23 protein-coding genes and 2 tRNA genes are annotated in these 25,063 nt (G+C 70.6%); 14 read left to right on the forward strand and 11 right to left on the reverse strand.

Going from position 1 to position 25,063, the window contains the following annotated elements; translation table 11 throughout:
* The first annotated feature begins 19 nt into the window (after positions 1 to 19).
* The 3 genes from PBV52_RS32180 to PBV52_RS32190 all read left to right on the forward strand — a co-directional run bounded on the left by PBV52_RS32180 (position 20) and on the right by PBV52_RS32190 (position 3,394).
* Positions 20 to 1,138, forward strand: coding sequence for an SDR family oxidoreductase (locus tag PBV52_RS32180; protein ID WP_274243180.1), 1,119 nt, complete (start codon positions 20 to 22; stop codon positions 1,136 to 1,138).
* A 314-nt stretch (positions 1,139 to 1,452) separates the two neighbouring features.
* Positions 1,453 to 1,914, forward strand: coding sequence for a molybdenum cofactor biosynthesis protein MoaE (locus PBV52_RS32185; protein WP_274243182.1), 462 nt, complete (start codon positions 1,453 to 1,455; stop codon positions 1,912 to 1,914).
* A gap of 382 nt (positions 1,915 to 2,296) precedes the next feature.
* Positions 2,297 to 3,394, forward strand: coding sequence for a PDZ domain-containing protein (locus PBV52_RS32190; protein WP_274243184.1), 1,098 nt, complete (start codon positions 2,297 to 2,299; stop codon positions 3,392 to 3,394).
* A 91-nt stretch (positions 3,395 to 3,485) separates the two neighbouring features.
* Here the strand turns inward: PBV52_RS32190 and PBV52_RS32195 are convergent, their stop codons facing one another.
* A complete protein-coding gene (locus PBV52_RS32195) occupies positions 3,486 to 4,028 on the reverse strand; it encodes a PPA1309 family protein (protein ID WP_274243185.1) in 543 nt (180 codons plus the stop codon).
* 164 nt (positions 4,029 to 4,192) lie between these two features.
* On the opposite strand from PBV52_RS32195, the gene PBV52_RS32200 reads away from it, so the two are divergent.
* The 4 genes from PBV52_RS32200 to PBV52_RS32215 all read left to right on the forward strand — a co-directional run bounded on the left by PBV52_RS32200 (position 4,193) and on the right by PBV52_RS32215 (position 9,642).
* Positions 4,193 to 7,165 carry a UPF0182 family protein gene (locus PBV52_RS32200; protein ID WP_274249739.1) on the forward strand — a complete coding sequence of 991 codons (2,973 nt, stop codon included), beginning with the start codon at positions 4,193 to 4,195 and terminating at the stop codon, positions 7,163 to 7,165.
* 57 nt (positions 7,166 to 7,222) lie between these two features.
* A tRNA-Met gene (locus tag PBV52_RS32205) sits at positions 7,223 to 7,296 on the forward strand.
* Positions 7,297 to 7,524: 228 nt separating this feature from the next.
* Positions 7,525 to 9,444, forward strand: a complete 1,920-nt coding sequence (locus tag PBV52_RS32210; RefSeq protein ID WP_274243186.1) for a tetratricopeptide repeat protein — start codon at positions 7,525 to 7,527, stop codon at positions 9,442 to 9,444.
* 124 nt (positions 9,445 to 9,568) lie between these two features.
* Positions 9,569 to 9,642: transfer RNA gene (locus PBV52_RS32215), tRNA-Met, on the forward strand.
* A gap of 60 nt (positions 9,643 to 9,702) precedes the next feature.
* Here PBV52_RS32215 and PBV52_RS32220 read toward each other — a convergent pair.
* The 6 genes from PBV52_RS32220 to hisN all read right to left on the reverse strand — a co-directional run bounded on the left by PBV52_RS32220 (position 9,703) and on the right by hisN (position 14,578).
* Positions 9,703 to 10,851 carry an ABC transporter substrate-binding protein gene (locus PBV52_RS32220; RefSeq protein ID WP_274243188.1) on the reverse strand — a complete coding sequence of 383 codons (1,149 nt, stop codon included), beginning with the start codon at positions 10,849 to 10,851 and terminating at the stop codon, positions 9,703 to 9,705.
* A complete protein-coding gene (locus tag PBV52_RS32225; RefSeq protein WP_274243189.1) occupies positions 10,848 to 11,711 on the reverse strand; it encodes an ABC transporter permease in 864 nt (287 codons plus the stop codon). The genes PBV52_RS32220 and PBV52_RS32225 overlap by 4 nt, the downstream gene beginning before the upstream one ends.
* On the reverse strand, positions 11,708 to 12,484 hold the full coding sequence (locus tag PBV52_RS32230; RefSeq protein ID WP_274243190.1) for an ABC transporter ATP-binding protein: 777 nt from the start codon (positions 12,482 to 12,484) through the stop codon (positions 11,708 to 11,710). The genes PBV52_RS32225 and PBV52_RS32230 overlap by 4 nt, the downstream gene beginning before the upstream one ends.
* A 160-nt stretch (positions 12,485 to 12,644) precedes the next feature.
* Positions 12,645 to 13,061 carry a Fur family transcriptional regulator gene (locus PBV52_RS32235; RefSeq protein WP_062700520.1) on the reverse strand — a complete coding sequence of 139 codons (417 nt, stop codon included), beginning with the start codon at positions 13,059 to 13,061 and terminating at the stop codon, positions 12,645 to 12,647.
* Positions 13,062 to 13,229: 168 nt separating this feature from the next.
* Positions 13,230 to 13,622: a cyclic nucleotide-binding/CBS domain-containing protein gene (locus PBV52_RS32240; RefSeq protein WP_274243192.1), complete on the reverse strand. Its 393-nt coding sequence runs from the start codon at positions 13,620 to 13,622 to the stop codon at positions 13,230 to 13,232.
* A 155-nt stretch (positions 13,623 to 13,777) separates the two neighbouring features.
* Positions 13,778 to 14,578 (reverse strand): histidinol-phosphatase, encoded by an 801-nt coding sequence (hisN, locus tag PBV52_RS32245; protein WP_274243193.1) that lies wholly within the window; start codon positions 14,576 to 14,578, stop codon positions 13,778 to 13,780.
* 613 nt (positions 14,579 to 15,191) lie between these two features.
* On the opposite strand from hisN, the gene PBV52_RS32250 reads away from it, so the two are divergent.
* Positions 15,192 to 15,803 carry a TetR/AcrR family transcriptional regulator gene (locus PBV52_RS32250; RefSeq protein WP_274243196.1) on the forward strand — a complete coding sequence of 204 codons (612 nt, stop codon included), beginning with the start codon at positions 15,192 to 15,194 and terminating at the stop codon, positions 15,801 to 15,803.
* Between the two features lie 43 nt (positions 15,804 to 15,846).
* On the opposite strand, the gene PBV52_RS32255 is transcribed toward PBV52_RS32250, so the two are convergent.
* The 4 genes from PBV52_RS32255 to PBV52_RS32270 form a co-directional block, all read right to left on the reverse strand.
* Positions 15,847 to 16,170, reverse strand: a complete 324-nt coding sequence (locus tag PBV52_RS32255; protein ID WP_274243197.1) for a multidrug efflux SMR transporter — start codon at positions 16,168 to 16,170, stop codon at positions 15,847 to 15,849.
* A gap of 129 nt (positions 16,171 to 16,299) precedes the next feature.
* Positions 16,300 to 17,310, reverse strand: coding sequence for a ribosome small subunit-dependent GTPase A (gene rsgA, locus PBV52_RS32260; protein ID WP_274243199.1), 1,011 nt, complete (start codon positions 17,308 to 17,310; stop codon positions 16,300 to 16,302).
* Positions 17,311 to 17,322: 12 nt separating this feature from the next.
* On the reverse strand, positions 17,323 to 18,639 hold the full coding sequence (gene aroA / locus PBV52_RS32265) for a 3-phosphoshikimate 1-carboxyvinyltransferase (protein WP_274243201.1): 1,317 nt from the start codon (positions 18,637 to 18,639) through the stop codon (positions 17,323 to 17,325).
* Positions 18,640 to 18,775: 136 nt separating this feature from the next.
* Positions 18,776 to 19,498, reverse strand: coding sequence for a M50 family metallopeptidase (locus PBV52_RS32270; RefSeq protein WP_274243203.1), 723 nt, complete (start codon positions 19,496 to 19,498; stop codon positions 18,776 to 18,778).
* A 50-nt stretch (positions 19,499 to 19,548) separates the two neighbouring features.
* On the opposite strand from PBV52_RS32270, the gene PBV52_RS32275 reads away from it, so the two are divergent.
* From PBV52_RS32275 to PBV52_RS32300, 6 genes are all read left to right on the forward strand, one after another.
* Entirely contained in the window at positions 19,549 to 20,364 is an 816-nt protein-coding gene (locus PBV52_RS32275) for an SOS response-associated peptidase (RefSeq protein WP_274243205.1), read from the forward strand.
* Between the two features lie 34 nt (positions 20,365 to 20,398).
* A complete protein-coding gene (locus PBV52_RS32280) occupies positions 20,399 to 21,013 on the forward strand; it encodes an alpha/beta family hydrolase (RefSeq protein ID WP_274249741.1) in 615 nt (204 codons plus the stop codon).
* 257 nt (positions 21,014 to 21,270) lie between these two features.
* Positions 21,271 to 21,966, forward strand: a complete 696-nt coding sequence (gene sigR / locus PBV52_RS32285; RefSeq protein ID WP_128434547.1) for an RNA polymerase sigma factor SigR — start codon at positions 21,271 to 21,273, stop codon at positions 21,964 to 21,966.
* Positions 21,963 to 22,265 carry a mycothiol system anti-sigma-R factor gene (gene rsrA / locus PBV52_RS32290; RefSeq protein WP_030052446.1) on the forward strand — a complete coding sequence of 101 codons (303 nt, stop codon included), beginning with the start codon at positions 21,963 to 21,965 and terminating at the stop codon, positions 22,263 to 22,265. The genes sigR and rsrA overlap by 4 nt, the downstream gene beginning before the upstream one ends.
* 134 nt (positions 22,266 to 22,399) lie before the next feature.
* Positions 22,400 to 23,752, forward strand: coding sequence for an HD-GYP domain-containing protein (locus tag PBV52_RS32295; RefSeq protein WP_274243208.1), 1,353 nt, complete (start codon positions 22,400 to 22,402; stop codon positions 23,750 to 23,752).
* Positions 23,749 to 25,002, forward strand: coding sequence for an HD-GYP domain-containing protein (locus tag PBV52_RS32300; protein ID WP_274243209.1), 1,254 nt, complete (start codon positions 23,749 to 23,751; stop codon positions 25,000 to 25,002). The genes PBV52_RS32295 and PBV52_RS32300 overlap by 4 nt, the downstream gene beginning before the upstream one ends.
* Positions 25,003 to 25,063: the final 61 nt, after the last annotated feature.

Here is a 25,063-nt window from a genome sequence, read left to right on the forward strand (position 1 = left end):
CAACCGCTGGAGACGCCCGGTGAGTTCCCCTGATCCGCAGGTTCGCGCAGCGCGAAACCAGTCAACCCCTCCTGCGCGCGGCGTGCGCGGGCCCGTAGTCGCGGTGACCGGTGCCGCGTCCGGTATCGGCGCGCTGCTCACCGAGCGGCTGGTCGCCTCGGACGAGGTCAAGCAGGTCATCGCGATCGACGAGCGGCGCGGTGAGTGTGCGGCGGCGCAGTGGCACATTCTGGATGTGCGGGATCCGGCGATCGCGGAGAAGCTGCGGGGCGCCGACGTGGTTGTACATCTGGCGCTCGACCTTGATCTGGAGACGGATCCCGCCGCGCGGACGGCATACAACGTTCGGGGGACGCAGACCGTGCTGACGGCCGCGGCGGCGGCCGGGATCCACCGGGTCGTGCTGTGCACCTCGGCGATGGTCTACGGGGCGCTGCCGGACAACGAGCTGCCGTTGTCCGAGGACGCGGAGCTGCGGGCGACGGCGGAGGCCACCGGGGTCGGAGATCTGCTGGAGATCGAGCGCCTCGCGCGCAGGGCCCCTCGGGCCCACCCCGGACTCAATGTCACCGTTGTCCGGCCCGCGGTGCTCGTGGGTGGTACCGACACCGCGCTGACCAGGTACTTCGAGTCACCTCGGCTGCTCGTCGTCGCCGGGTCGCGGCCTGCCTGGCAGTTCTGTCATGTCGAGGATCTGTGCGGCGCCCTGGAGTACGCCGTCCTGGAGAAGGTCGAGGGAGAACTCGCCGTCGGATGTGACGGCTGGCTGGAACAGGAGGAGGTCGAGGAGCTCAGCGGGATCCGGCGGATGGAGCTGCCGTCCGCGGTCGCGCTGGGAGCGGCGGCCCGGCTGCACCGGATCGGTCTGACGCCCTCTCCTGCCGGGGACCTGGCGTACACGATGTATCCCTGGGTGGTGAGCGGGAGCCGGCTCCACGACGCGGGGTGGCGGCCGCAGTGGACCAACGAGGAAGTGCTCGCGGAACTGCTGGAGGAGGTCTCCGGACGGCACACCGTCGCCGGGCGGCGGCTCGGGCGCAAGGACGCGACGGCGGCCGGCGCCGCCGGCGCGACGGTGGCCCTGCTGGGCGCGGCGGCAGTGGTGCGGCGGGCGCGGAAGGCCCGGCGCCGAATCTGAGCGGACGAGGCTCGCCCCGGCGCAGGTGCGGGCGGCGGGGCTCCCTCCCGGCAAATGCAGGCTAGGGCTCACCCTGGCATGTGCGGGTGACGGTCTCACTCCCCGGCATGCGCAGGCGTGAGCTCCCCTCCCGGCAGGTGCCAGCCAGGGCTCCCCCCGGCATCCGCGGCCCCCGGCTCACTCCCCGGCCCGCAAGGGCTTGCTCGACGGCACGCACCGAGGCTCCGGCATGTAGGAGGCTCCAAACCCGCACGCGCGTGTGCCGGGCGATAACGCTATTTCCCGCCCACGCGGGCGTGGGGCACGATGGGGGCATGGCACCTACCAACGATCACCCCGGTGAGCAGGGCGCACAGGACCCCGTCAAGCTCATCGGCATTCGCGAGACGGCCCTCTCCGTGGACGAGGTCTTCCGGGCCGTCGGGGACGACGCCGCCGGGGGGACCGCGTTGTTCGTGGGGACCGTGCGGAACCACGACGGGGGTGCCGATGTCGACGAACTCGGGTACTCGTGCCATCCCAGCGCCGAGGCCGAGATGCGGCGGATCGCCGAGAAGGTCGTCGCCGAGTATCCGGTACGGGCCCTCGCGGCCGTGCATCGCGTCGGGGACCTCGAGGTCGGGGATCTGGCCGTCGTCGTCGCCGTCTCCTGCCCCCATCGCGGTGAGGCCTTCGAGGCCTGCCGGAAGCTGATCGACGATCTCAAGCACGAGGTGCCCATCTGGAAGCACCAGAAGTTCTCGGACGGAACCGAGGAGTGGGTCGGCGCCTGCTGACCCGGTCCCGCAGAACCCGTCCACCCCACTCCGGTTGCGTAACCGCACCCCTGGCGTGAGCGTTGTCAGTGCCAGTGGTTAATCTGCTGATCAGTCAGTTTGCGGTCACTCATTGGGGATGGGAGGACGGCATGGCGGCGCTCGCCTGGTTGCTGATTCCGCTTGTGGCTGCGATCTTCGCCGGTCTGTGGGGCAGTTGGGCCAACCGGACGCGGAAGGCACGGAGCGACGGGCCGGAGCTCGACGGATACGCCCGTTTCCGCGCGGCCATGGAGAAGCCCCCCTCCCGTACGTGACCGCGGGGCCGGGTTCGTGGCCCTGACGGGACACTGTCAGACGGCCCTGACGGGGCGCTGACAGGAGTGTCACGTACTGTCTTGGCATGCCACGCCGCACCGCGACGATGCTCGCCTCCACCCTGATGCTGATCGCGCTCCTGTGCGCGGGAGTCTTCATCCCCGTGCCGTATGCGGAGATGTCCCCGGGGCCGACGGTGAACACCCTCGGGGAGCACGACGGCGAGCCGGTGCTGCAGATCTCCGGGCGCAAGACGTACGAGACGACCGGGAACCTCAACATGACCACCGTCCGGGTCACCAGCGCCGACTACAAGATGAACCTCGTGGAGGCCGTCTACGGGTGGCTCGCGCACGACAACAAGGTCGTGCCGCACGACACCCTCTACCCGGACGGCAAGACCGAGGAGCAGTCCACCCAGGAGAACGCCGAGGAGTTCAGCCAGTCCCAGGAGAGCGCCAAGGTCGCCGCCCTGAAGGAGCTGGACATCCCGGTGCAGAGCTGGGTGATCGTCTCGACCGTCGTCAAGGGCACCCCGGCCGAGGGCAAGCTGCACGCCGGTGACGTGATCAAGGCCGTCGACGGTACGACCGTGAAGGAACCGGCCGACGTCGCCAAGCTGGTGACCAAGCACAAGCCGGGTCAGGACGTCGTCTTCACCATCGTGCCCGCCAAGGAGCAGGTGGCCGCGGAGAAGGAGCGCAGGACGCCGACGAAGTCGGAGCAGGTCACGATCAGGACCGCCGAGTCCGATGACAGCGCCCAGAAGCGCGCGATCGTCGGCATCTCCGCCGGGACCGACCACACCTTCCCGTTCACCATCGACATCAAGCTCGCCGACGTCGGCGGCCCCAGCGCGGGCCTGATGTTCTCGCTCGGGCTCTACGACAAGCTCACCCCGGGCAGTCTCACCGGCGGCAAGTTCGTCGCCGGCACCGGCACCATCGACGACGACGGCAAGGTCGGCCCCATCGGCGGCATCGAGATGAAGACCATCGCCGCGCGCGACAAGGGCGCCGAGTACTTCCTCACGCCCGCCGACAACTGCGCGACCGCCGCCCGGGACGTCCCCGAGGGGCTCACCCTCGTCAAGGTCGACACCATCGGCGATGCCCTCGACGCCCTGAAGGACATCCGCTCCGGCGACGCCGCCGACCTGCCGAAGTGCACGACGAAGGACTGAGAAGCAGGCTCCGGTACGGCAGTGGGGGCGCCCCTCATCTCAAGGGGCGCCCCCACTGGCGTTCAAGTCCTCGTCGCCGTACCGGAAGACCTCAGGCCGCGAACGTCGCCGCCAGCGCCTCCGCCAGACCCGGGACCAGGTCCGGGCCGGTGAGGACCTCCGTCGGCGTGTCCTTCTCGCGCAGGCGCAGGGCCGACTCGCGGGCGCCGTCGCGCAGGACCGCGACCGTCATGCGGACATCCTGACGGTCCGGGTGTTCGGCCACCCACTTCGTGAGCTTGGCCTCGCTCAGGCCCTGCGGGACCTGGGCTTCGGCGGACGGGGGCAGCATCAGGCGCTCGACGGTGAGCGCGCAGCCGACCACCGCGTCGGGCCACGCGATCGTGCCGAGGAACTCGTCGAGCGCCTTGCCCGTTGGAAGTTCGTCCTGCTCGATCGGGGTCAGGCCGGAGGACTCCTGCTCGTCCCCCAGGCCGAGCTGGGCGGCGAGGCCGGGTTCCTGGGCCCGCAGCCGTGCGGTGTCTACGAGGGCGAAGAGGCGGGCGGGCTGGTCCCAGCCGAGGCCGGAGGCGTACTCGTCGATCTCGAGAACGGCCCGGGTGAGCGGGCTCGCCGCCATGGGAGTGTTGGACATGGTCACAATCCTGCCTCGTTCCTGGGCTGAATCGGGAACTGAGTAAACGGTGAGTAAGTTGCATAGGTGTGGGCCCACGATCACGGGGGGCCACGGAGGGCTCACGAAGACGCGGGCCTGACGGACCAACAGCGAACCTCGGGGTGCGAACCTTGGCTTTCCAGATGCCGGACCGCGGCGGAGGCCCGACCGGGCCACGGATCAGAGTGGGCCGCCCGTCCCGGCGTGTCCGGACGCTGCTCATGACACTGGGCGTCCTCGCCGTCCTCGGCATGGCGTTCACCATGTTCGCGGGCTTCTGGACGGACTGGCTCTGGTACCGGTCGGTGCACTACTCCTCGGTGTTCACCACCACGCTGTGGACCAAGATCGGACTCTTCTTCGTCTTCGGTCTGCTGATGGCCCTCGCGGTCGGCTTCAACATCTGGCTGGCGCACCGGCTGCGCCCGCCGCTGAGCGCCATGTCGATGGAGCAGCAGAGCCTCGACCGCTACCGCATGGGCATCGCGCCGTACAAGAAGTGGCTGCTGCTGGCGATCACCGCCCTGGTCGGCCTGATCGCCGGCGCCTCCGCCTCCAGCCAGTGGCGCACCTGGCTGATGTGGGTCAACGGCGTGCCCTTCGGCCAGAAGGACCCGCAGTTCCACCTCGACGTCGGCTTCTACGCCTTCGACCTGCCCTGGTACCGGTTCCTGCTCGGCTTCGGCTTCGCCGCCGCGATCCTCTCCGTGATCGCCGCCGCGCTCACCCACTACCTGTACGGCGGGCTGCGCATCACCAGCCCGGGCGCGCGCGCCACGGCCGCGGCCACCGGCCATCTGTCGGTCCTCATCGGCATCTTCGTCGCCCTCAAGGCGGTCGCGTACTGGCTCGACCGGTACGGACTCGCGGTGAAGTCCAGCGACTTCAAGGCGACCGACAACTGGACCGGCCTGAGGTACGTCGACGCCAACGCCTATCTGCCGGCCAAGACGATCCTGTTCTGCATCGCCGTCATCTGCGCGCTGCTGTTCTTCGCCACCCTGTGGCGGCGCACCTGGCAGCTGCCCGTCATCGGCTTCGGCCTGATGGTCCTCTCGGCGATCCTCATCGGCGGCCTGTACCCGGCGATCGTCCAGAAGTTCCAGGTCCAGCCCAACGAGCAGGCCAAGGAAGCGCCGTACGTCGAGAAGAACCTCAAGGCGACGCGCGACGCATACGGCATCGACGGCGCGCAGGTCACCGAGTACCCGGGCACGAGCACGACCGAGGACAAGACCAAGCTGCGCGACGACGTGGACGGCGCGGCGAGCATCCGGATCCTTGACCCGAACATCGTCTCGCCGACGTTCCAGCAGCTCCAGCAGATCAGGAACTACTACGCGTTCCCGACCAACCTGGACGTCGACCGGTACACCAAGGACGGCAAGGACCAGGACACGGTCATCGGTCTGCGTGAGATCAACCTCAACGGCATTCCGAAGCGGAACTGGATCAACGACCACTTCCGCTACACCCACGGCTACGGTGTGGTCGCCGCCGAAGGTACCAACGCCGACTCCCAGGGCCGACCGGACTTCACCGAGTCCGACCTGCCGTCCAAGGGCGCCCTCGGGACGTACGAGCAGCGGGTCTACTACGGCGAGAAGACCAGCATGTACTCGATCGTCGGCGGTCCCCAGAAGGAGATCGACTACTCCGACGACAGTGGTGAGAAGACCTACAGCTACAAGGCCGACAGCGGGGTCAGTCTCTCCAATCCGGTCAATCGTGCCGCGTACGCGGTGGCGTTCGGCGAGCCGCAGATCCTGTACTCCGGTGCGATCGGCGACGGTTCGCGCATCCTGTACAACCGCACGCCCAAGGAGCGCGTCGAGGCGGTGGCTCCGTGGCTGACCATCGACGGTGACGCCTACCCGGCGGTGGTGAACCACCGCATCCAGTGGATCGTCGATGCGTACACGACGACCAACGGATACCCGTACTCCTCGCGTACGACCCTCGGTGACACGACGGCCGACTCGCTGACCGCCAGCAACAACCAGCGGGCGGTCGTGGCCCAGCAGAACCAGGTCAACTACATCCGCAACTCGGTGAAGGCGACCGTCGACGCCTACACCGGCGAGGTCAAGCTCTACGAGTGGGACACCCAGGACCCGGTCCTGAAGACCTGGATGAAGGCCTTCCCGGACACGGTGGAGCCCAAGAGCAAGATCTCCAAGGACCTGATGGCCCATCTGCGCTACCCGCAGGACCTGTTCAAGGTCCAGCGCGAGCTGCTCACCCGCTACCACGTGAAGGACGCCACGACGTTCCTCAGCGGCAGCGAGGTCTGGCAGGTGCCGGACGACCCGACCAACAAGTCGGGCAGCGCGGTGCCGCCGTACTACCTGAGCATGAAGATGCCCGACCAGCAGGCGCAGGCGTTCTCGCTGACGACGACGCTCACACCGAGCGGCCGTGACAACCTCAGCGCCTTCATGGCCGTCGACGCCGAGGCGGGCACCAGCGACTACGGCAAGATCAGAATCCTGAAACTGCCGACCAACACCACGGTCAACGGACCCAGTCAGGTCCAGAGCCAGTTCAACTCCGAACAGAACATCGCCGAGACCATCAGGCTGCTGAGAGGCGGCGACTCCGAGGTCGAGTACGGCAACCTGCTGGCGGTCCCGCTCGACGGCGGACTGCTCTATGTGGAGCCGGTCTACGTACGCGGTGGCGGACTCAAGTACCCGCTGCTGCGGAAGGTGTTGGTGTCCTACGGCGGCACCACCGCCTTCGAGGACACACTCGGCGAGGCCCTCAACAAGGTCTTCGGAGCGGAGGGCCCGACCACCGAGCCACCGGACGAGGGCGACGAGGAGGGCGGCGGTACGACGCCTCCGCCGACGTCCACCAACCCGACGGTCCAAGACGCGCTCAACGACGCCCAGAAGGCCTTCGAGGCCGGCCAGGAAGCCCTGAAGAAGGGCGACTGGGAGGCGTACGGCAAGGCGCAGGAGGACCTTGAGGAGGCGCTGCAGCGGGCCGAGGACGCACAGGCTCAGGCCGACAAGACCGGCGGCGGTGCCGGCGGCGGCAGCAGCGCGAGCCCGAGTTCGAGCCCGAGTCCGAGGTCGAGTCCGAGCCCGACCAGCAGTCCGACCAGCTCGTAGGCTCGACGGCTGATCGAATAGCCCACCCCGCGCCGTGGTACGGTTGCATCACAACGGCGCGGGGTGGAGCAGCTCGGTAGCTCGCTGGGCTCATAACCCAGAGGTCGCAGGTTCAAATCCTGTCCCCGCTACTGAAGTCGACGAATATTTCGTACGACAGCGAAGGCCCGGATCCTCCAGAGGATCCGGGCCTTCGTGATGTGCGAACGCATGTGCCGGGGGGTGGGGCGGTCGCGCCGCCGTGGGGAGTTGGCAGAACTGTGTTTGACTTGTCTCTCTGTGGGCATGTCGACAAAACGCTGAAGTGACCTCAATGGCTGCGGTATACCAGGTGTACCCAGGTTGCAGGTGGTGCGACGATGGACGTTATGGGGGACAAGGCAACTCTGTTGGAGACAGGGCGGTTTGTGCAGCCTGCCGACTTTGTGCAGCCGACGGGCGATTTCGCGCAGCCGACGGACAGTGCCTCGCTGCCGGTGGGTGACCTCGCCCAGCCGGAGGGCGACTTCGCCTTCGACCGGCCGACCGACCGGGACGAGGCGGGGGATGCCGCCGAGGAGGCGAGGCAGCGGCTCGCAGCCGAGGCCGGTGACGCCGAGGCGATGAGCGTCCTCGGGGCCATGCTGCTGCGCCGCGGCGATCTCGACGGGGCCGAGCCCCATCTGCGGGCCGCCACCGCCGCCGGGGACCGGGCCGCCGCCAACAACCTGGGAGTCCTTCTTCACCAGCGCGGATACGCCGACGAGGCCGCCGGATGGTGGCGGATCGCCGCCGTCGCCGGGTCGGCCGCGGCCGCGCACGCGCTGGGACGCCATCACCGCGAGCGGGGCGACGAGCCCGCCGCCGAGTACTGGCTGCGGCAGTCCGCCGAGCAGGGACACGCGCTGGGCACGTACGCGCTCGCCGATCTGCTGGAGCACCGCAGCGACGGCGCGGCCGAGCAGTGGATGCGGGCCGCGGCCGAGCGCGGGCACCGGGAGGCGGCGTACCGGCTGGCGCGTGCGCTCGACCGGCAGGCGGGGCGCACGGGCGAGGACGGAGCCGACAACGGTGTCGCGCCCAGCGAGCCGCTGCTGGACGAGGCCGAGCAGTGGTACCGGCAGGCCGCCGCGCGCGGGCACCGGCGGGCCGCGCTGCATCTCGGGGCGATCCTGGAGAAGCGCGGGGAGCTCAAGGAGGCCGGGCGCTGGTATCTGACGTCCGCCAAGGACGGGGAGGCGCGGGCCGCCTGCGCGCTCGGGTTCCTGCTGCGGGACGCCGGGGACACCGAGAGCGCCGCCGTGTGGTGGCTGCGGGCCGCGCAGGACGGCGACGGCAACGCGGCCAACGCGCTGGGCGCGCTGCACGCCGAGCGCGGGGAGACGCAGACCGCCGAGCGGTGGTACCGGGCCGCGATGGACGCCGGCGATGTGAACGGCGCGTACAACCTCGGGCTGCTCTGCGCCGAGCAGGGGCGTACCGCGCAGGCCGAGCAGTGGTACCGGCGGGCGGCGTACGCCGGGCACCGCGAGGCGGCGAACGCGCTGGCGATCCTGCTGCTGCAGGGCGGCGATGCGACAGGCGCCGAGCCGTGGTTCTCCAAGGCCGCGGAGGCGGGGAGCGTGGACGCCGCGTTCAACCTGGGCATCCTGCACGCCGGGCGGGGCGAGGGGCGGGCCGCGCTGCGGTGGTACGAGCGTGCCGCTGCCGCCGGGCACACGGAGGCGGCGCTGCAGGTCGGCATCGCGCGGCTGCGGGACGGGGACGAACTCGCCGCTGAGCGGCATCTGCGGTGCGCGGCCGGGGCCGGCAGCGCGGAGGCCGCGTATCGGCTGGCGACCGTGCTGGACGCTCGGCGGCCGCCGGAGCCCGCGCATGAGCTGGGGGAGCCGGCGCACGAGAAGACTGAGTGCGAGGAGTGGTACGAGCGGGCGGCTTCCCAGGGGCATCGGCGGGCACAGGTGCGGGTGGGGATGCTCGCCGCTGCTCGGGGGGACGTGGTGGAGGCGGCCCGGTGGTACCGGGAGGCGGCCGAGGCCGGGTCGCGGAACGGCGCGTTCAATCTGGGGCTGCTGCTCGCCCGGGAGGGGAGTGAGCCGGAGGCTGCGATGTGGTGGACTCGGGCGGCTGACGCCGGGCACGGGCGGTCGGCGTTGCGGCTGGCTCTGGTCTACGCGCGTCGCGGGGAGCTGGCGGAGGGGCAGCGGTGGGCTGACCGGGCGGTGAGTTTGGGGCCGCGGGAGGTTGCGAAGCGGGCTGCGCGGTTGCGTGATGCTCTGCGGGAGGAGCTTTCGGCGTGACGGTGCGGTGAGCTTGGGCGGCTTGGGCTGCGGGTGAGGTGGGTTCTGGGGTAGTGGCAGAGAGCGACGGGGCGGAAGCGATTTGCCTCTGTCCGCATCCTTGACGTAATGTTGCATTCATCGCCGCGGGGTGGAGCAGCTCGGTAGCTCGCTGGGCTCATAACCCAGAGGTCGCAGGTTCAAATCCTGTCCCCGCTACTGAAGGCCTAGGGCCGGAATCCGTAAGGGTTCCGGCCCTAGGTGTATGTCGGGGAGGCGTCAGGGCACGTGGCCCACCGCCTCCTCGTACAGCGTGCGGTTCACGGTCTGTGATTCCTGTAGGGGGCTTCCCTCCGCCACGCCCTGGGCCTCGTAGGCCGACTGGAGGCGTGTCGTCGTGCCGGAGCGGATTTCCCAGTCCATGCGCAGGGGTGGGGTGGATTTGAGGATGGCCTCCTCCGACTTCAGGAGTTTGGCCAGGTATGTGACGAAGCTCGCATCCTGCTTGTAGTCCGATGCGAAGTACGTGTTCACCGTGCGGATGTAGGCCCTGAGGAGTGCCACGCCCGCGTCCACGTCGTCCTGCAGCAGTGTGCGGCCGTAGAGCATGCCGCCCAGGGGTTCGCCTGCCGGCTGGCCGCCCAGGAAGGCGTAGCCCCGCTTGCCGTCCACCTTGCGCCAGACCGGGTCCAGGAGCCATGCGGAGTCGACGCCGCCGTTCTGCAGGGCCGTGAGGACGTCGGCGGAGCCCAGTTGCTGGTACTGGATCTCGGCCAGGCCGCCGCCGTGCTGCTCCAGTGCCTTCTCCATGGGGTACGCGATGACCGAGCCCTTGCCGATCATCGTGCCCAGCCTGCGGCCCGCCATGGCGACCCGGCTCGCGCTCTCGCCCTCCTTCAGGCGCACCCACAGGCCGCTCTTCGACTTCGGGTCGGGTGCGAAGTTCCCCGCGACCCACTTGATGTCGAAGCCGCCCTTGATGCCGTTCATGACCGCCGCCTCCGGGGCCGCCCACAGGGCGTCGATGTCCCCCTTGGCCAGCAGGGGCAGTGCGTCCGGGGTCGGAAGGACCTTCAGTTCGACGTCCAGGCCCTCCTTCTTGAACTCACCTTTGTCGAGGGCGACTTGTAGCGGGGCCACGTACTCGGCGCTCAGCGTTCCCGTCGCGATCGTCAGCTCACGGGGCTCGGACAGGGGCTGTGGGGGAGGAGTTCCGGGGAGGCAGCGGGCCGGAGTTCGGTTCGGGGAGAGGTCCTTCGGGTCCGTCCAGGCCTTCGCGCCGCAGCCCTCGACCGGGCGGACGGTGCGTTGTCCTGCGGCTGTCTTCGACGAGGAGTCCGACTCGTACGGCGATGAGCAGGCCGCCGACGCCAGCAGTGTTGCTCCTGCGGCGAGGACTACGGCGTATGCGTGGGTCCTCCTGCTCATGACTGGCCCCTTCCTCGGTCCCTCGGTGCCCACGGGGTGAGCAGGCGGCCGGCGAAGCGGATCAGTTCGGAGAAGAGCACCCCCAGGACGGCGACGCAGACGATGCCGACGAACATCACGTCGTTCTGGAACAGCGCGCGCGAGTCGAAGATCAGATGGCCCAGGCCGTTCGTCGCGGCGATCTGCTCCGACGCGACGATGACCAGGACCGCCACGCCCGCCGCGATGCGCGCGCCCACCAGGACCGACGGCAACGACGCCGGGAGCAGGACGTGGCGGAACATCTGCCATCGCGAGGCGCCGAAGACCTGGCCCGCGTCGCGGTGGCCGGAGGGGATGGACATGACCGCGGACATGGTGGAGATCCAGACGAAGAAGAACACCGTCGCCGCCACCAGCGCCACCTGCGGGCCCTCGCCCAGGCCGAACATGTTCAGGAAGATCGGCAGCAGGGCCAGTTTCGGTACGACGTACAGCGCGTCCAGGAGCGGTTCCAGGGCCGCTCGGACTAGGGAGAAGGAGCCCATCAGGAGGCCCAGGGCGTACCCCGCCGCCGTGCCCGCCGCGTAGCCCGCCAGGACGCGCTTCAGCGTCGCCCACACGTCCGGCCACAGGTCGCCGGCCGCGGCCCGGTCCCAGCCGTCGGCGAGGATCGTGGACGGGGCCGGGTAGACACGGGCGTCGATCCAGGCCTGGGAGGCGGCCAGTTGCCAGAGGAGGACCAGGAAGAGGGGTACGGCCAGCGCCAGCGACAGCTCCAGCGCGCGCCTGCGGCGGTGGGTGCGGGCGGGGTGGAGTTCGTGCGGGCCCGGGCGGCGGACCAGGACCGACTCGGCGGATGGCTTGGTGACTATCGTCATGCCGGTACCGCCTCCTTCCGCAGCAGGTCCCACAGCTCGCTCTTCAACGCCGTGAACTCGGGTGTGGCGCGGATGTCGCCGGTGCGCGGGCGCGGGAAGGGCGGACGGTGCTCGGAGATGATCCGGCCCGGGCGGGCGGACATCACCAGCACGCGGTCGCCGAGGACGATGGCCTCCTCCAGGCTGTGGGTGATGAAGAGCGTGGTCGTCCTCAGCGACTGGGTGATGTCCAGGAGTTCGTCCTGGAGGATCGTGCGGAGCTGGGCGTCGAGCGCCGCGAACGGCTCGTCCATCAGTAGGAGTTCGGGCTGCACGGCCAGCGCCCGGGCGATCGCCACGCGTTGGCGCATGCCGCCGGAGAGGGTGGCCGGGTAGGCGTCCGCGAAGTCCGACAGGCCCATCCGGGCCAGCCAGTCGTCGGCGCGGGCGTTCGCCTCGCGGCGGGGGACGCGTTGGATGTCCAGGCCGAAGCGGACGTTGGCGCGGACGGTCTTCCAGTCGTAGATGCCGTAGTCCTGGAAGATCATGGCCGCGGGGCGTGTGCTGGATGTGCGGATCTCCAGCGCGCCCGTGCTCGGGCGGAGCAGGCCCGCGGCGATGCGGAGAAGAGTGGACTTGCCGCAGCCGGAGGGGCCGACGACACAGACGAACTCGCCGGGGGCGACGGTCAGATCGAGGGGGCCGAGGGCGTCGACCGTGTGGGGGGCTCGGCCGAAGGCGCGGGTGAGGTCATGGGCCTTGAGTTTGGGATACGGCGAATGCGGCTCTCCCACTTCGGTCTCCTTGCGGAGTGCGGAACGGACGTGTGGGTGCCGTCGACCATATGACGGTCCGTCAGATTCGGGAACCCCGTCCGCGCGCAGGCAGCACAAAGCCCCGGCACTCACCGGTGCCGGGGCTCAGGGGTGTGGCGGGTTCAGGGTGTTGAGGGCCTCAGGCCTTCGCGCAGTTCGGGCAGATGCCGCGGTAGGTCACCTCGACGTCCGAGACCGTGAAGCCGAAGCGCTCGGAGTCGGGGAGGTCGGCCATCGGGTTGCCCGTCGGGTGGACGTCCCGGATCGAGCCGCACTGGGCGCAGACCAGGTGGTGGTGGGGCCGGTGGGCGTTCGGGTCGTACCGCTTCGCGCGCTTGTCGGTGGAGACCTCGAGCACCTCACCGAGGGTGACCAGCTCGCCCAGGGTGTTGTAGACGGTCGCCCGGGAGATCTCGGGCAGCTTGGCGACGGCCCGCGCGTGCACCTCGTCGGCCGTCAGGTGGACGTGATCGCCGGCGAGGACCTCGGCCACGACACGCCGCTGCGCGGTCATTCGCCATCCGCGTCCTCGCAGCCGTTCCAGAAGGTCACTCATGCAGAACACCTTAACAGCAGAAGGGCTAGGTTCCGAATGGGTGTGACTTTGGAGCCCGTTTCAATTTGGACGAAGTCCAGAATGGGGCGAGGGTGGCGGACGGGCCGGGTTCCTTGGGAGCCCGGCCCGGTGCGCGGGCCGGTTCGCGGGTCGTTTCCCCGGCCGTTCCTAGGCCGGTACGTGCTGCCGTACGGGTGCCCAGCAGCGGATGATGTCGCGGACCGAGACGATGCCGACGGGCTCGTCGTGGTCCAGGACGATCAGATGGCGGAAGCCGCCGTGCGCCATGGCGCGGGCCGCCTCCTCCAGGGTCCACGACGGGGCGGCGAACACGACGTCGTTGGTGGTGTGGTCGTGGGTGCGTTCGCTGTCCGGGTTCTGGCCGAGGCCGACGGAGTTGAGGATGTCGCGTTCGGTGAGGATGCCGATACCGCCGGCGTCGGGGTCGTGGACCACGGCCGCGCCGACCCGACGGGCGGACATCAGCGCGGCGGCCTGGCGAAGGGTGTGGGTGGGACCGATGGTGAGGACCACGGTGCTCATGGCGTCACGTACGAGCATGGATGGAGCCACCTCCTGGTGTGCCCCCCCGCCGCTGCGTTCACGGCTTTGTTCGCGGTTTCACAAATTCACAAGTGGGGGGACTCTCAGGGTTGCAGGTAAAGCGCGGGTCAACAAGGGGGCGCGTGCGGCTGGTACGGGGCGCGACGGGCGCGTCAGTAGCGCTGGTTGAGATACCCGAGGAACTCGTCGTGCAGGAGGCCGTTCGAGGCGGCCGCGTTGCCGCTGTGCGGGCCCGGGCGGCCGTCGAGGCCGGTGAAGCTGCCGCCGGCCTCGGTGACGATGATCGCGGTGGCGGCCATGTCCCACAGAGACAGCTCCGGCTCGGCGCACATGTCCACCGACCCCTCGGCGACCATCATGTAGGGCCAGAAGTCGCCGTACGCGCGCGTGCGCCACACCTCGCGGGTCAGGTCGAGGAAGCCGCCCAGCCGGCCCTGGTCCTCCCACCCGCTGAGTGAGGAGTACGCGAACGAGGCGTCCGTCAGCTTCGAGACGCGGGAGACCTGCAGACGGCTCGCGGAGGAGAGGCTGCGGCCGCTGAAGGCGCCGTGCCCCTTGGCGCCCCACCAGCGGCGGCCGAGCGCCGGGGCGGAGACGACGCCCACGACCGGCTGGAAGCCGGTCTCGCCCGCCTCCATCAGGGCGATGAGCGTGGCCCAGACCGGGACGCCGCGTACGTAGTTCTTGGTGCCGTCGATCGGGTCGATCACCCAGCGGCGGGGGCCGGTGCCCTCGATGCCGTACTCCTCACCGAGGATCGCGTCTCTCGGCCGGGCCCGCTGCAGCTGCCCGCGGATCAGCTCCTCGGCGGCCTTGTCGGCCTCGCTCACCGGCGTCATGTCCGGCTTTGTCTCGACCTTGAGGTCGAGCGCCTTGAAGCGGCCCATGGTGGCGGCGTCGGCGGCGTCCGCGAGGACGTGGGCGAGGCGGAGATCGTCGAGGTAGTCCGGCATGAGACGAACCGTATCTGTCGTGGTCGGGGTGGGGCTACCAGGTGACTGCGTCGGCTGGGCCGGGTCACAGGGACCGGCCGCTTGCCGGGTTGCCCGGTGTGGGGGCGGGGCGGGGGCGGGTCGCGCGGCCCGGCGCGGGGTGACTGCGTCGGCTGGGCCGGTTCGCGGGTGCCGCCCGTTTGCCGGGTTGCCCGGCTTTGCAGCTGGGCGGGGTGGGGCGCGCGGCCCGGCGCCGGCGGGGTGCCGCCCGCGCCCACCCGTGCCGCCCCAGCGACACGGCTGCCCGCGGCTGGGCGGACCCGAAGCCGCGTACGGCGGGCACGGGCCCCACCCACGACGCACCCGCGGGCCTACGCGAACCTCCACCTCACCCGCACAGGCCGCCACAGACCTGCGGGTGCCTTCGGCAGGCATCCCCGCGCACTCGCCGCAGGTACCCGCAGGCACTCCCCCCCCCCCCCGCACTCGCCGCAGGTACCCGCAGGCACCCGCGCCCACCCGCCGGAGGCCCGCGCGTCGTAAGTGAATGGCGCCCCCGCGTGCCCTCGCGAACCCTTGACAGTGCCTCTGTGCGCGTCAAATCTGGGCGCAGAGCCGCTCGCTCAGGGAGGCGATGATGCCTGCAGCGCGGGAATCCCTGCTGGACGCTGCTTATACGGCGCTGGCGCGCCGGTCGTGGTCTGCCGTGCGGATGGTGGACGTGGCCGCGGCGGCCGGAGTGTCCCGGCAGACGCTGTACAACGAGTTCGGGAGCAAGGAAGGCCTCGCCCGCGCGCTCGTGCGGAGGGAGGCCGATGGATACCTCGCCGGCGTCGACCGCGCCCTCGCCACGCACAGCGACGCCCGCGAGCGCCTCACCGCCACCGCGGAGTGGACCGCCACACTCGCCCGCGACAACGCCCTGGTCCGCGCCATGCTCACCGGCTGCTGGAGCGAGCGACTGCCTTCACCGACCCTCTCGGCCGTCCCGTCCTCCTCCGCCGTACCGGCACAGCGGCGCGCCGACGGCCCCCTGCCCTCGCCCGGCGACTTCGTGGCCATCGTCCGCGACCGGGCCGTATCGGTCCTGTCCGGGCCCGGCATCAACAAGTCCGAGACCCCCGACCTCGCCCGCTCCTGCGAACTCGTCGTCAGACTGGCCCTGTCCTGCGTCGCCGCCCCACCCGGCGAAGGCGGCGTAGCCGACCTCGTACGCAGCGCGCTCCACCGGCAGTTGACCGGCTGACCTCCGGAGGAAGCCCGCCACAGTGCGTCGGGCGGCGCTTCGATCAGTGCGACGAGCCGGACAACTGCAATCCGACGATCCCCACGATCACCAGACTGATCGAGACGATCTTCAACGTCGACACGATGTCCCCGAGGAAGATCATCCCGTAGATCGCCGTCCCCGTCGCCCCGATCCCCGTCCACACCGCATACGCCGGCCCCACGTCCAGCTTCTTCAGCGACAGCGTCAGCAGTCCGAAACTACCGAGGGCGAAGATGCAGAAGGCGACGGTCGGCCACAGGCGGGAGAAGCCGTGCGACAGCTTCAGGCAGACGGCGAAGCCGGTTTCGAGCATCCCCGCCACGATGACCAGCAGCCACGCCATGTGCTGTCCTCCCGTATCCCCACGTTCTGTGACTGCTTCGTCAGGTTCGTCAGGCTTTGGTCTGGCTTGGATCCGGCTCGGTGCGATTATGCCCTTACCAGCCCTACAGGGAGACAAACAACGCGGAGGTCAGTCGCCCTCCGTGTGCTCCCGCGAGGCCAGCAGCCGCCGTAGCGAGTACAGCCGCGCCTGATCGGCGTGACCCTCCGCCACCCAGTCGTCCAGCGCGCAGTCCGGTTCGTCATGACTGCACGCACGCGGGCAGCCTTCGGTTCCCGCTTCCAGGTCGGGGAACGCGTGGATCACCCGGGACGGGTCGACATGAGCGAGGCCGAAGGAACGGACCCCCGGGGTGTCGATCACCCAGCCGTCGACCACCGTCAGCGGCAGCGCCAGCGCCGACGTCGTGGTGTGCCGCCCGCGGCCCGTCACCGCGTTCACATGACCGGTCGAACGCCGCCGTTCCTCCGGCACCAGCGCGTTCACCAGCGTCGTCTTGCCCACACCCGAGTGACCGACGAACGCCGTGACCCTGCCGTCCAGTTGCTCCCGCACCCGGTCCGCCGCGCCACCGTTCTCCAGCTCCTCACGGCTGGTGACGACATACGGGATGTCCAACGCCCCGTAGAGCTCCAGGAGTTTGTCCGGCGGCGCCAGGTCCGACTTCGTCATCACCAGCAACGGCTCCAGCCCCCCGTCGAACGCCGCCACCAGACAGCGGTCGATCAGCCGAGGCCGCGGCTCGGGGTCGGCGAGGGCGGTGACTATGGCGAGTTGGTCGGCGTTCGCCACCACGACGCGCTCGAACGGATCGTCGTCATCCGCCGTCCGCCGGAGCACGGACGTGCGTTCCGCGATCCGCACGATCCGCGCGAGGGTGTCCTTGGCGCCGGACAGATCGCCGACCAGCGCCACCCGGTCACCGACCACGGCGGCCTTGCGGCCGAGTTCGCGGGCCTTCATCGCCATCACGACCCGGTCCTCGACGAGGCAGGTCAGACGCCCGCGGTCGACGGTGAGGACCATGCCCTCGGCGGCGTCCTCGTGCTTGGGCCGGATATGCGTACGGGGCCGGGTGCCCCGGCGGCCGGGGCGGCTGCGGATGTCGTCTTCGTCGGTGTGCTTGCCGTAGCGGCGCATGGCGTTAAGTCCCTACGCCCCGAGCATCCCGGTCCACAGCTCGGGGAAGTCCGGCAGGGTCTTCGCCGTCGTCGCCACGTTCTCGATCCGTACGCCCTCGACCGCGAGGCCGATGATCGCGCCGGCCGTCGCCATGCGGTGGTCCTCATAGGTGTGGAAGACCCCGCCGTGCAGTCGGCGCGGGCGGATGTGCAGGCCGTCGGCGGTCTCGGTGACGTCGCCGCCGAGCTCGTTGATCTCCTTGGTCAGCGCGGCCAGGCGGTCCGTCTCGTGCAGCCGCAGATGTGCGACGCCGCGGAGCGTGGAGGGGGAGTCCGCGAGGGCGGCGACCGCCGCGATGCCCGGGGTGAGTTCGCCGACCTCGCTCAGGTCCACGTCGATGCCGTGGATCGCACCTGAACCGGTGAACACGAGCCCGTACTCGGTGAGTTCGCAGGAACCGCCCATCTCGGTGAAGATCTCGCGCAGCCGGTCGCCGGGCTGGGTGGTACGGGTCGGCCAGTCCGGGACGAGGACCTTGCCGCCGGTCACCAGCGCCGCCGCCAGGAACGGCTGGGCGTTGGACAGATCCGGCTCGATGGTCAGGTCACGGCCGAGCAGGGCGCCCGGCGTGACCCGCCAGACGTTCGGCTCGCCGCCCGACTCCGGGGTGTCCACCTGCGCACCGACCGAGCGCAGCATGTCCACGGTCATGCGGATGTGCGGCATGGAGGGGAGGGCGGAGCCGATGTGGCGGACCTCGACGCCCTGGTTGAAGCGCGGCCCGGAGAGCAGCAGCGCCGACACGAACTGGGACGACGACGAGGCGTCGATCTCCACCGGGCCGCCGTCCAGGGCACCCCCGCCGTGCACGGTCAGCGGCAGCGCGCCCCGGCCGTCGTCGTCGATCCGGGCGCCGAGGACGCGCAGGGCGTCGATCACGCCGTGCAGGGGGCGTTCGTACGACCTGGGGTCTCCGTCGAAGCGGATGGGGCCGTCGGCCAGCGCGGCGACCGGCGGCAGGAAGCGCATCACCGTGCCGGCGTTGCCGACGTCGACCGTGGCCGGGCCCCGCAGGCCCGCCGGGAGCACGCGCCACGCCTCGCCGGTGCCCTCGGGGCCCACGCCCTCCTCGATGCCGACGCCCATCGCCCGCAGCGCGCCGGCCATCAGCAAGGTGTCACGGGAGCGCAGCGGGCGGCGCAGCCAGCCGGGCTCGCTCGCCAGGGCGGCGAGGACGAGGGCGCGGTTGGTGACCGACTTGGACCCGGGCACGTGGACCGTCGCGTCGACGGCTCCGCTCGCGTGCGGGGCGGGCCAAAGGGCGGTGGGTGCGTCGTTCGGGGCCATGGGCCCCACTCTATAAGGAGGGCGTTGGGTCGGCCGTCTGTCGTCTGCGGGTCCGTTGTGGCTGGTCGGGCCCACGCGGCGGAGCCGCAGATCGATACAGCCCGCGCCCGGTGTGATGCGCCCCTTCGGGGCTGCATCACACCTCCAGAAGCCACCTGCCCCCGCCTATCAGGGAAGACAGACTCACCGCGTGGAACAGGAACAACCACAACCCCGCCGGCACATGGGTAAGCCGCGACAGCTGATCCGCGTCCGAGTCTCCCGCCCCGCCCCTCGCCCTCTTCGCCTGCAGCTCGAACGCCGGCCGTACCCCGCCCACCAGTAGGAACCACACCACCACGTATGCGAACGCCGCCTGCACCTGCGGGCCGGTCAGCCAGCTCACCAGCACGAATGTGCCGCCCGCGACGAACACCGTCAGTGCCCCGTACGCGTTGCGGATCATCACCAGCATCGCCACCAGCAGGGCCGTCGCCAGCCACAGCAGGAGCGTGATCCGGCCGGAGGCCAGCAGCGCGGCGCCGCCGAGGCCCAGCAGCGGAGGAGCCGTGTAGCCCGAGGCCGCGGTGAGGATCATGCCGAGGCCGTGCGGCTTGCCGCGGCTGACGGTGAGGCCGCTGGTGTCGGAGTGCAGGCGTATGCCGGTCAGGGTCCGGCCGGTCAGCAGCGCGACCAGGCCGTGGCCGCCCTCGTGGGCGATGGTGATGGCGTTGCGCGAGACGCGCCACAGGACGTGCGGGACGACGACGGCGAGCGCGACGACCAGGGTGGCGACCACGACCCACAGATCGGGGTCGGGCTGCGTACCGGAGACCTCGTCCCAGAGGGAGGCGAGCGAGGCGGATGCGGTGCTGTCCATGTAAGGCGATGGCTCCCTGTGGTCGGATGGAATCTGGCAGTGTGGCACGTATGTGCGGACGGTATGCAGCGAGTCGTAGGCCCGAGGATCTCGCAGGAATCTTTGAGATCGAGAAGTGGGAGCCCGAGGAGACCCTGGAGCCGGACTACAACGTGGCCCCCACCAAGGAGGTCCACGTCGTCCTCGACCGTCCCTTGAAAGACGCCCCGGATCCCCGGCCGGTTCGACAGCTGCGAAAGCTGAAGTGGGGGCTGGTGCCCAGCTGGTCCAAGACCCCCGAGACCGCCTTCAAAATGATCAACGCGCGCGCGGAGACGGTGCACGAGAAGCCGTCGTACCGGCGGGCCTTCACCTCCCGGCGCTGCATCATCCCCGCCGACGGCTACTACGAGTGGGTCACCGGCGCCCAGGAACGGGACCTGGAGGTCGAGGGGAAGCGGAAACGGCCGCGCAAGCAGCCGTACTTCGTGCTGCCCGCCGACGGGTCGGTGTTCGCGATGGCCGGGCTGTACGAGTTCTGGCGGGACCGGACGCTGCCCGACGAGCATCCCCAGGCCTGGTGGGTGACCTGTTCCGTCATCACGACGGAGGCGGAGACGACCCCGCTGGCGGTGGCGCCCGCCGAGGGCCCGAACGCACTGGCCGACATCCACCCCCGTATGCCGCTGATGCTGACGCCGGAGCGGTGGGACGCCTGGCTCGACCCGTCCCGCACCGACGCCGAGGAGCTGCGGACGCTGCTCGACCCGCCGCCCGCCGGACGGATGCGTGCCTACCCCGTCTCCACACTGGTCAGCAACGTCCGCAACAACGGCCCGGAGCTGCTGAAGGAGCTGGACGGCCCCGAAGAGGGCACACTGTTCTGACGTGACGACCGAGTCTGACGTGACGACCGAGATCATGGGCACGGATGCGGGGGACGCCCGCATCACCTGGCACCCGGCGAAGAAGGCGCGGCTGGTCCTGGCCGTGAGCCACGGCGCCGGAGGCGGCATCGAGGCGCGCGATCTGAGGGCGCTCGCCCAGGTCCTCCCGGCCCAGGGGGTGACCGTCGCCCGCGTGGAGCAGCCCTGGAGGGTGGCCGGCAAGAAGGTGGCGCCCGCCCCGAAGACCCTCGACGTGGGCTGGCGCGGCATCTGGCCCGCGCTCGCCGGGCCCGGGCTGCCCGTGATCTCCGGCGGACGCAGCGCCGGGGCCCGGGTCGCCTGCCGTACGGCCGTCGAACTGGGCGCCCACGCCGTGCTCGCGCTGAGCTTCCCCCTCCACCCGCCGGGCAAGCCCGAGAAGTCCCGCGCCGACGAGCTGCTCGGGGCCGGGGTGCCCACCCTCGTCGTCCAGGGTGGGAACGATCCGTTCGGGAAGCCGGAGGAGTTCCCGGACGGCGACTTCGAGCTGGTCGACGTGCCGTACGGCGATCACGGGTTCGCCGTACCCAAGAGGGCGCCCCTCGATCAGGACGAGGCCGTGGCGATCATCACGGACGCGGTGGTGAAGTGGGTCGGGTCACTCGGGTAAAGCTTCGGGAATGTCGGGAGCCCGGCCTCTGTTGTGGCGGACAGCGGTGCTGAACAAGCAGCGCAGACGACGTAGGAGAGGAAGTCCGCCGCATGGGTTCGACCATCTGCCCGAGCCGCAGCAGCCGCACTGACTTGGACTGGACAGTGCTGCACGCGGCCAAGACCGCTCCTATTCGAGCGGCGGCAGGTACGGCAGGTCGTCTATCCTCCGATTCAGGCGGGACCGGCTTCGGCCCTGCCCAGAATCTTGAGGAGGTGGGTCCGGTTCCCGGTACCGACGCAGGGACCGACAACGGCCAGGCGGAGCAGCCCGAGGGCCTGGGCACGAGCGTGGGCACGTCCACGGAGTCGACCGCCGAGCGCAGCGCGCGCTTCGAGCGGGACGCGCTCGAATTCCTCGACCAGATGTACTCGGCCGCGCTGCGCATGACGCGCAACCCGGCCGACGCCGAGGACCTGGTGCAGGAGACGTACGCCAAGGCGTACGCGTCCTTCCACCAGTTCCGCGAGGGCACCAACCTCAAGGCGTGGCTGTACCGGATCCTCACCAACACCTTCATCAACTCGTACCGCAAGAAGCAGCGCGAACCCCAGCGCTCCGCGGCCGAGGAGATCGAGGACTGGCAGCTCGCCCGCGCCGAGTCGCACATGTCGACGGGCTTGCGCTCCGCGGAGTCGCAGGCGCTCGACCACCTGCCCGACTCGGACGTGAAGGAAGCCCTCCAGGCGATCCCCGAGGAATTCCGCATCGCCGTGTACCTCGCCGACGTAGAGGGCTTTGCGTACAAGGAGATCGCGGACATCATGGGGACACCCATCGGTACGGTGATGTCCCGGCTGCACCGGGGCCGTCGTCAACTGCGCGGCATGCTCGAGGACTACGCGCGCGAGCGCGGACTGGTCCCGGCCGGCGCCGGAGAGTCGAACGAAGTGAAAGGTTCGGGCTCATGAGCTGCGGAGAGCCGCACGAGACGGACTGCAGTGAGGTACTCGATCATCTCTACGAGTTCCTCGACAGTGAGATGCCGGACGTCGACCGCGACAAGTTCAAGCAGCACTTCACGGAGTGCTCGCCGTGCCTGGAGAAGTACGGCCTGGAAGAGGCCGTGAAGAAGCTGGTCAAGCGCTGCTGCGGGCATGACGACGTACCGACCGACCTGCGCGCCAAGGTCCTGGGGCGGCTCGACCTGATCCGCTCCGGGCAGGCGGTGCCCGACCACGACGTGACCGCGACGCCGCAGGAGTCCTGAACTCCCCGTCCCGGGAACGGGCTGCCGTCACTCGAACGTGCTAATCGGCGCGTGACAAGCCCGCAGCCGCCCCTCTCACCGACCTAGGCTCCGCGTTGAGCTGAGCAGGTCATGGTTGGGGAGGGGCGTCGAAGATGGACGCGACACCGGCACGGGCGCGTGTGTACGTCGCCTGTGTGGCGCTGTGTGCCCTCGCCTGTCTCCTTCCCTTGCTCGTCCCCCTGCTCGCGACACATCCCCGCTGGCTCAAGGGCGCGGGCGGTGCCCCCGTGCCCTGGTGGGCGGTCGTCCTGCTGGCCGCGCTGTACGCCGCCGGTGAGCAGATCGCCGCCCGACGGCGGTTCGCGGGCACCTTCTATCCCGTGCTGCTCGCCGGGGCCTTTCTGCTGCCGCCGTCCGCCGCCGCGCTGGTCGCGGTGCCGGGTGCCCTGCTGTCGCCGGCCGGGCAACGGCCGTTGTGGACACGCCGGATCTGGCGGGCCGCCCAGCTCGCCGTGGCGCTGTGGGCGGCGGCCCGGGTGCACGGGGCACTGGACGGGCGGGATGCCGTGGCGGCGGGCGAATTCCCGTGTGCGCTGCTGTCGGCGGGGGGCGCGGTACTGACGATCTGTCTGGTCCTGACCGCGCTGGACGGCGGGATTCTCGTGCTGGCCGAGCGGGTGCCGGTGCCGCGCGCCTTGCGGGGGCTCTTCCTGCGGTCGCTCGCGCCCATCGCCGTACACGGTCTGGCCGGGCTGATGATGGCCGTGCTGTGGCGCAGTCCCTACGGCTCCGTCGCCGCGCTGCTCGTGCTGCTGCCGATGTGCGTGTCGTGGTGGGTGTTCGCCCAGTACCACCGGGAACGCGCGGCTCATCAGGCGACCATTCGGGCGCTGGTCCAGGCCGTCGACATCAAGGACGGCTACACCCGCGGCCACAGCGAGCGGGTCGGGCAGGCCTCGATGATGATCGCGCGTGAGCTGGGCCTGGCCGACGAGCGCGTCGAGGTGCTGCGGTTCGCCGGGATCCTGCACGACGTGGGGAAGCTGGGGGTGCCCACCCGGCTGCTGCGCAAGAACGGGCCGCTCACGCCCGAGGAGCGACGGGTGATCGAGCTGCACCCCGAGTACGGGCACGAGATGGTCCGGGGGATCTCCTTCCTCGGCGAGGCCCGGGCCGCCGTGCTGCATCACCATGAGCGGCTGGACGGGAGCGGGTACCCCTACGGGCTGATGGGGGGCCAGATCCCGGAGTCGGCACGGGTGGTGGCGGTCGCCGACGCGTTCGACGCGATGACGTCGACCCGGTCGTATTCCAGGGCCCGGCCCGTGTCCGTCGCCCTGGGCGAGCTGGAGAAGTGCGCGGGCTCGCAGTTCGACCCCCGGATGGTCACGGCTCTCGCCCGAGCCGTGGACCAGTACGGATGGCATCCCGCCGTGACCGCCGACGAGGCGTGTACGCCCCCTGCGCGCCCGCCGGTCGCGGGTGTTCCGGGAGCGCACCGATGAGCGCCCCCCGCACCACCGGCAAACCGCCCCTCCTCCTCACCCTGGTCCACACCTCCGCGGCCCTCGTCGCCGCAGGCTCCCTCCTCGGCAGTCTCGGGCACGGGCTCGACGAACGCGGCACCGCCCTCGCCTTCGGCGTCCTCGTCACCGTCGGCGAGCTCACCCGGTGGACCGGCGCGGAGGGCAGGGAGGCCGCCCCGCTCGGCGCCGCCGCGGCGCTGTCGTACGCCCTGCTGGGGGAGGACGGCGGGCACCCCACCCACCACGGGGTCCTGCAGGTCGGCGCCGTCGTCCTCGCCGCCTCGCTCCTCGGCAGCGTGCCGCACATCGCGCGCGGGCGCCCCGTGCTCGACCACCTCGCCCGGCGCGTGCTCACCGCCGGCTTCGCCGCCGTCTGCTTCCAACCCCTGTACAACCAGGGCACGTTCCACGGCTGGGGCCCCGGCTACGCCCTGCTCCTGCTCGCGATCCTCTCCCTGACCGCCCTGTGCGACGCCCTGCTCGCCGCCGCGCTGGCCCACTCCCGCACCCGGTGGCCGTTCGGGCCGCTGCTGCGGGACGAGCTGCGGGCGACGCTCGGGATCGGGTCGGCCGTCTGCGCGACGGGCGCGGTGATGGCGCTCGCGGTCGCCGTGGTCGGGCTGTGGGCGCTGCCCCTCTTCTCGCTCCCCCTCCTGCTCACCCAGATGTCCCTGCGCCGCTACGCCGCCGTGCGGACCACCTACCGGCAGACCATCGCCTCCCTCGCCCGGGCCACCGAGATCGCCGGGTACACCCCGGCCGGACACGCCCGGCGGGTGGCGGCGCTCAGCCGGGAGGTCGGGCGGGACCTGGGTCTGTCCGAGGCGGAGCTCACCGTGCTGGAGTACGCGGCGCTCATGCACGACATCGGGCAGCTGAGCCTGGTCGACCCGGTGCCGGCCGGGGCCACCGCCGGGCTGCCCGTCGAGGAACAGCGGCGGATCGCGCTGCTCGGCGGGGCCGTCGTACGGCAGACGGGGGTGCATCCGCAGGTGGCGACGGTCGTGGAGCGGCTCGCCGACCCCTGCCCGGAGCAGCCGGTCGCCGCGCGGATCGTGCGGGCCGTGAACGCCTACGAGGAGAAGGCGCGGGACGCGGGGCCCGGCGGGCCACTGAAGGCGCTGGAGGAGCTGCGGCTGGGCACCGCCGGGGACTACGCGCCCGAGGTGGTGGGTTCGCTCGCACGGGTGCTGTCCAGGGACTGTCTGACATGGCCTGTGGCTGGGTAACCCATGGGTAATGAGCGCCCTTCCAGCCGTACGTGGTTGGATGCGAATGAGAGGGTGTCCG

Origin of the sequence: Streptomyces sp. T12 (assembly GCF_028736035.1) — a bacterium.
In the GTDB taxonomy this organism is placed as follows: domain Bacteria; phylum Actinomycetota; class Actinomycetes; order Streptomycetales; family Streptomycetaceae; genus Streptomyces.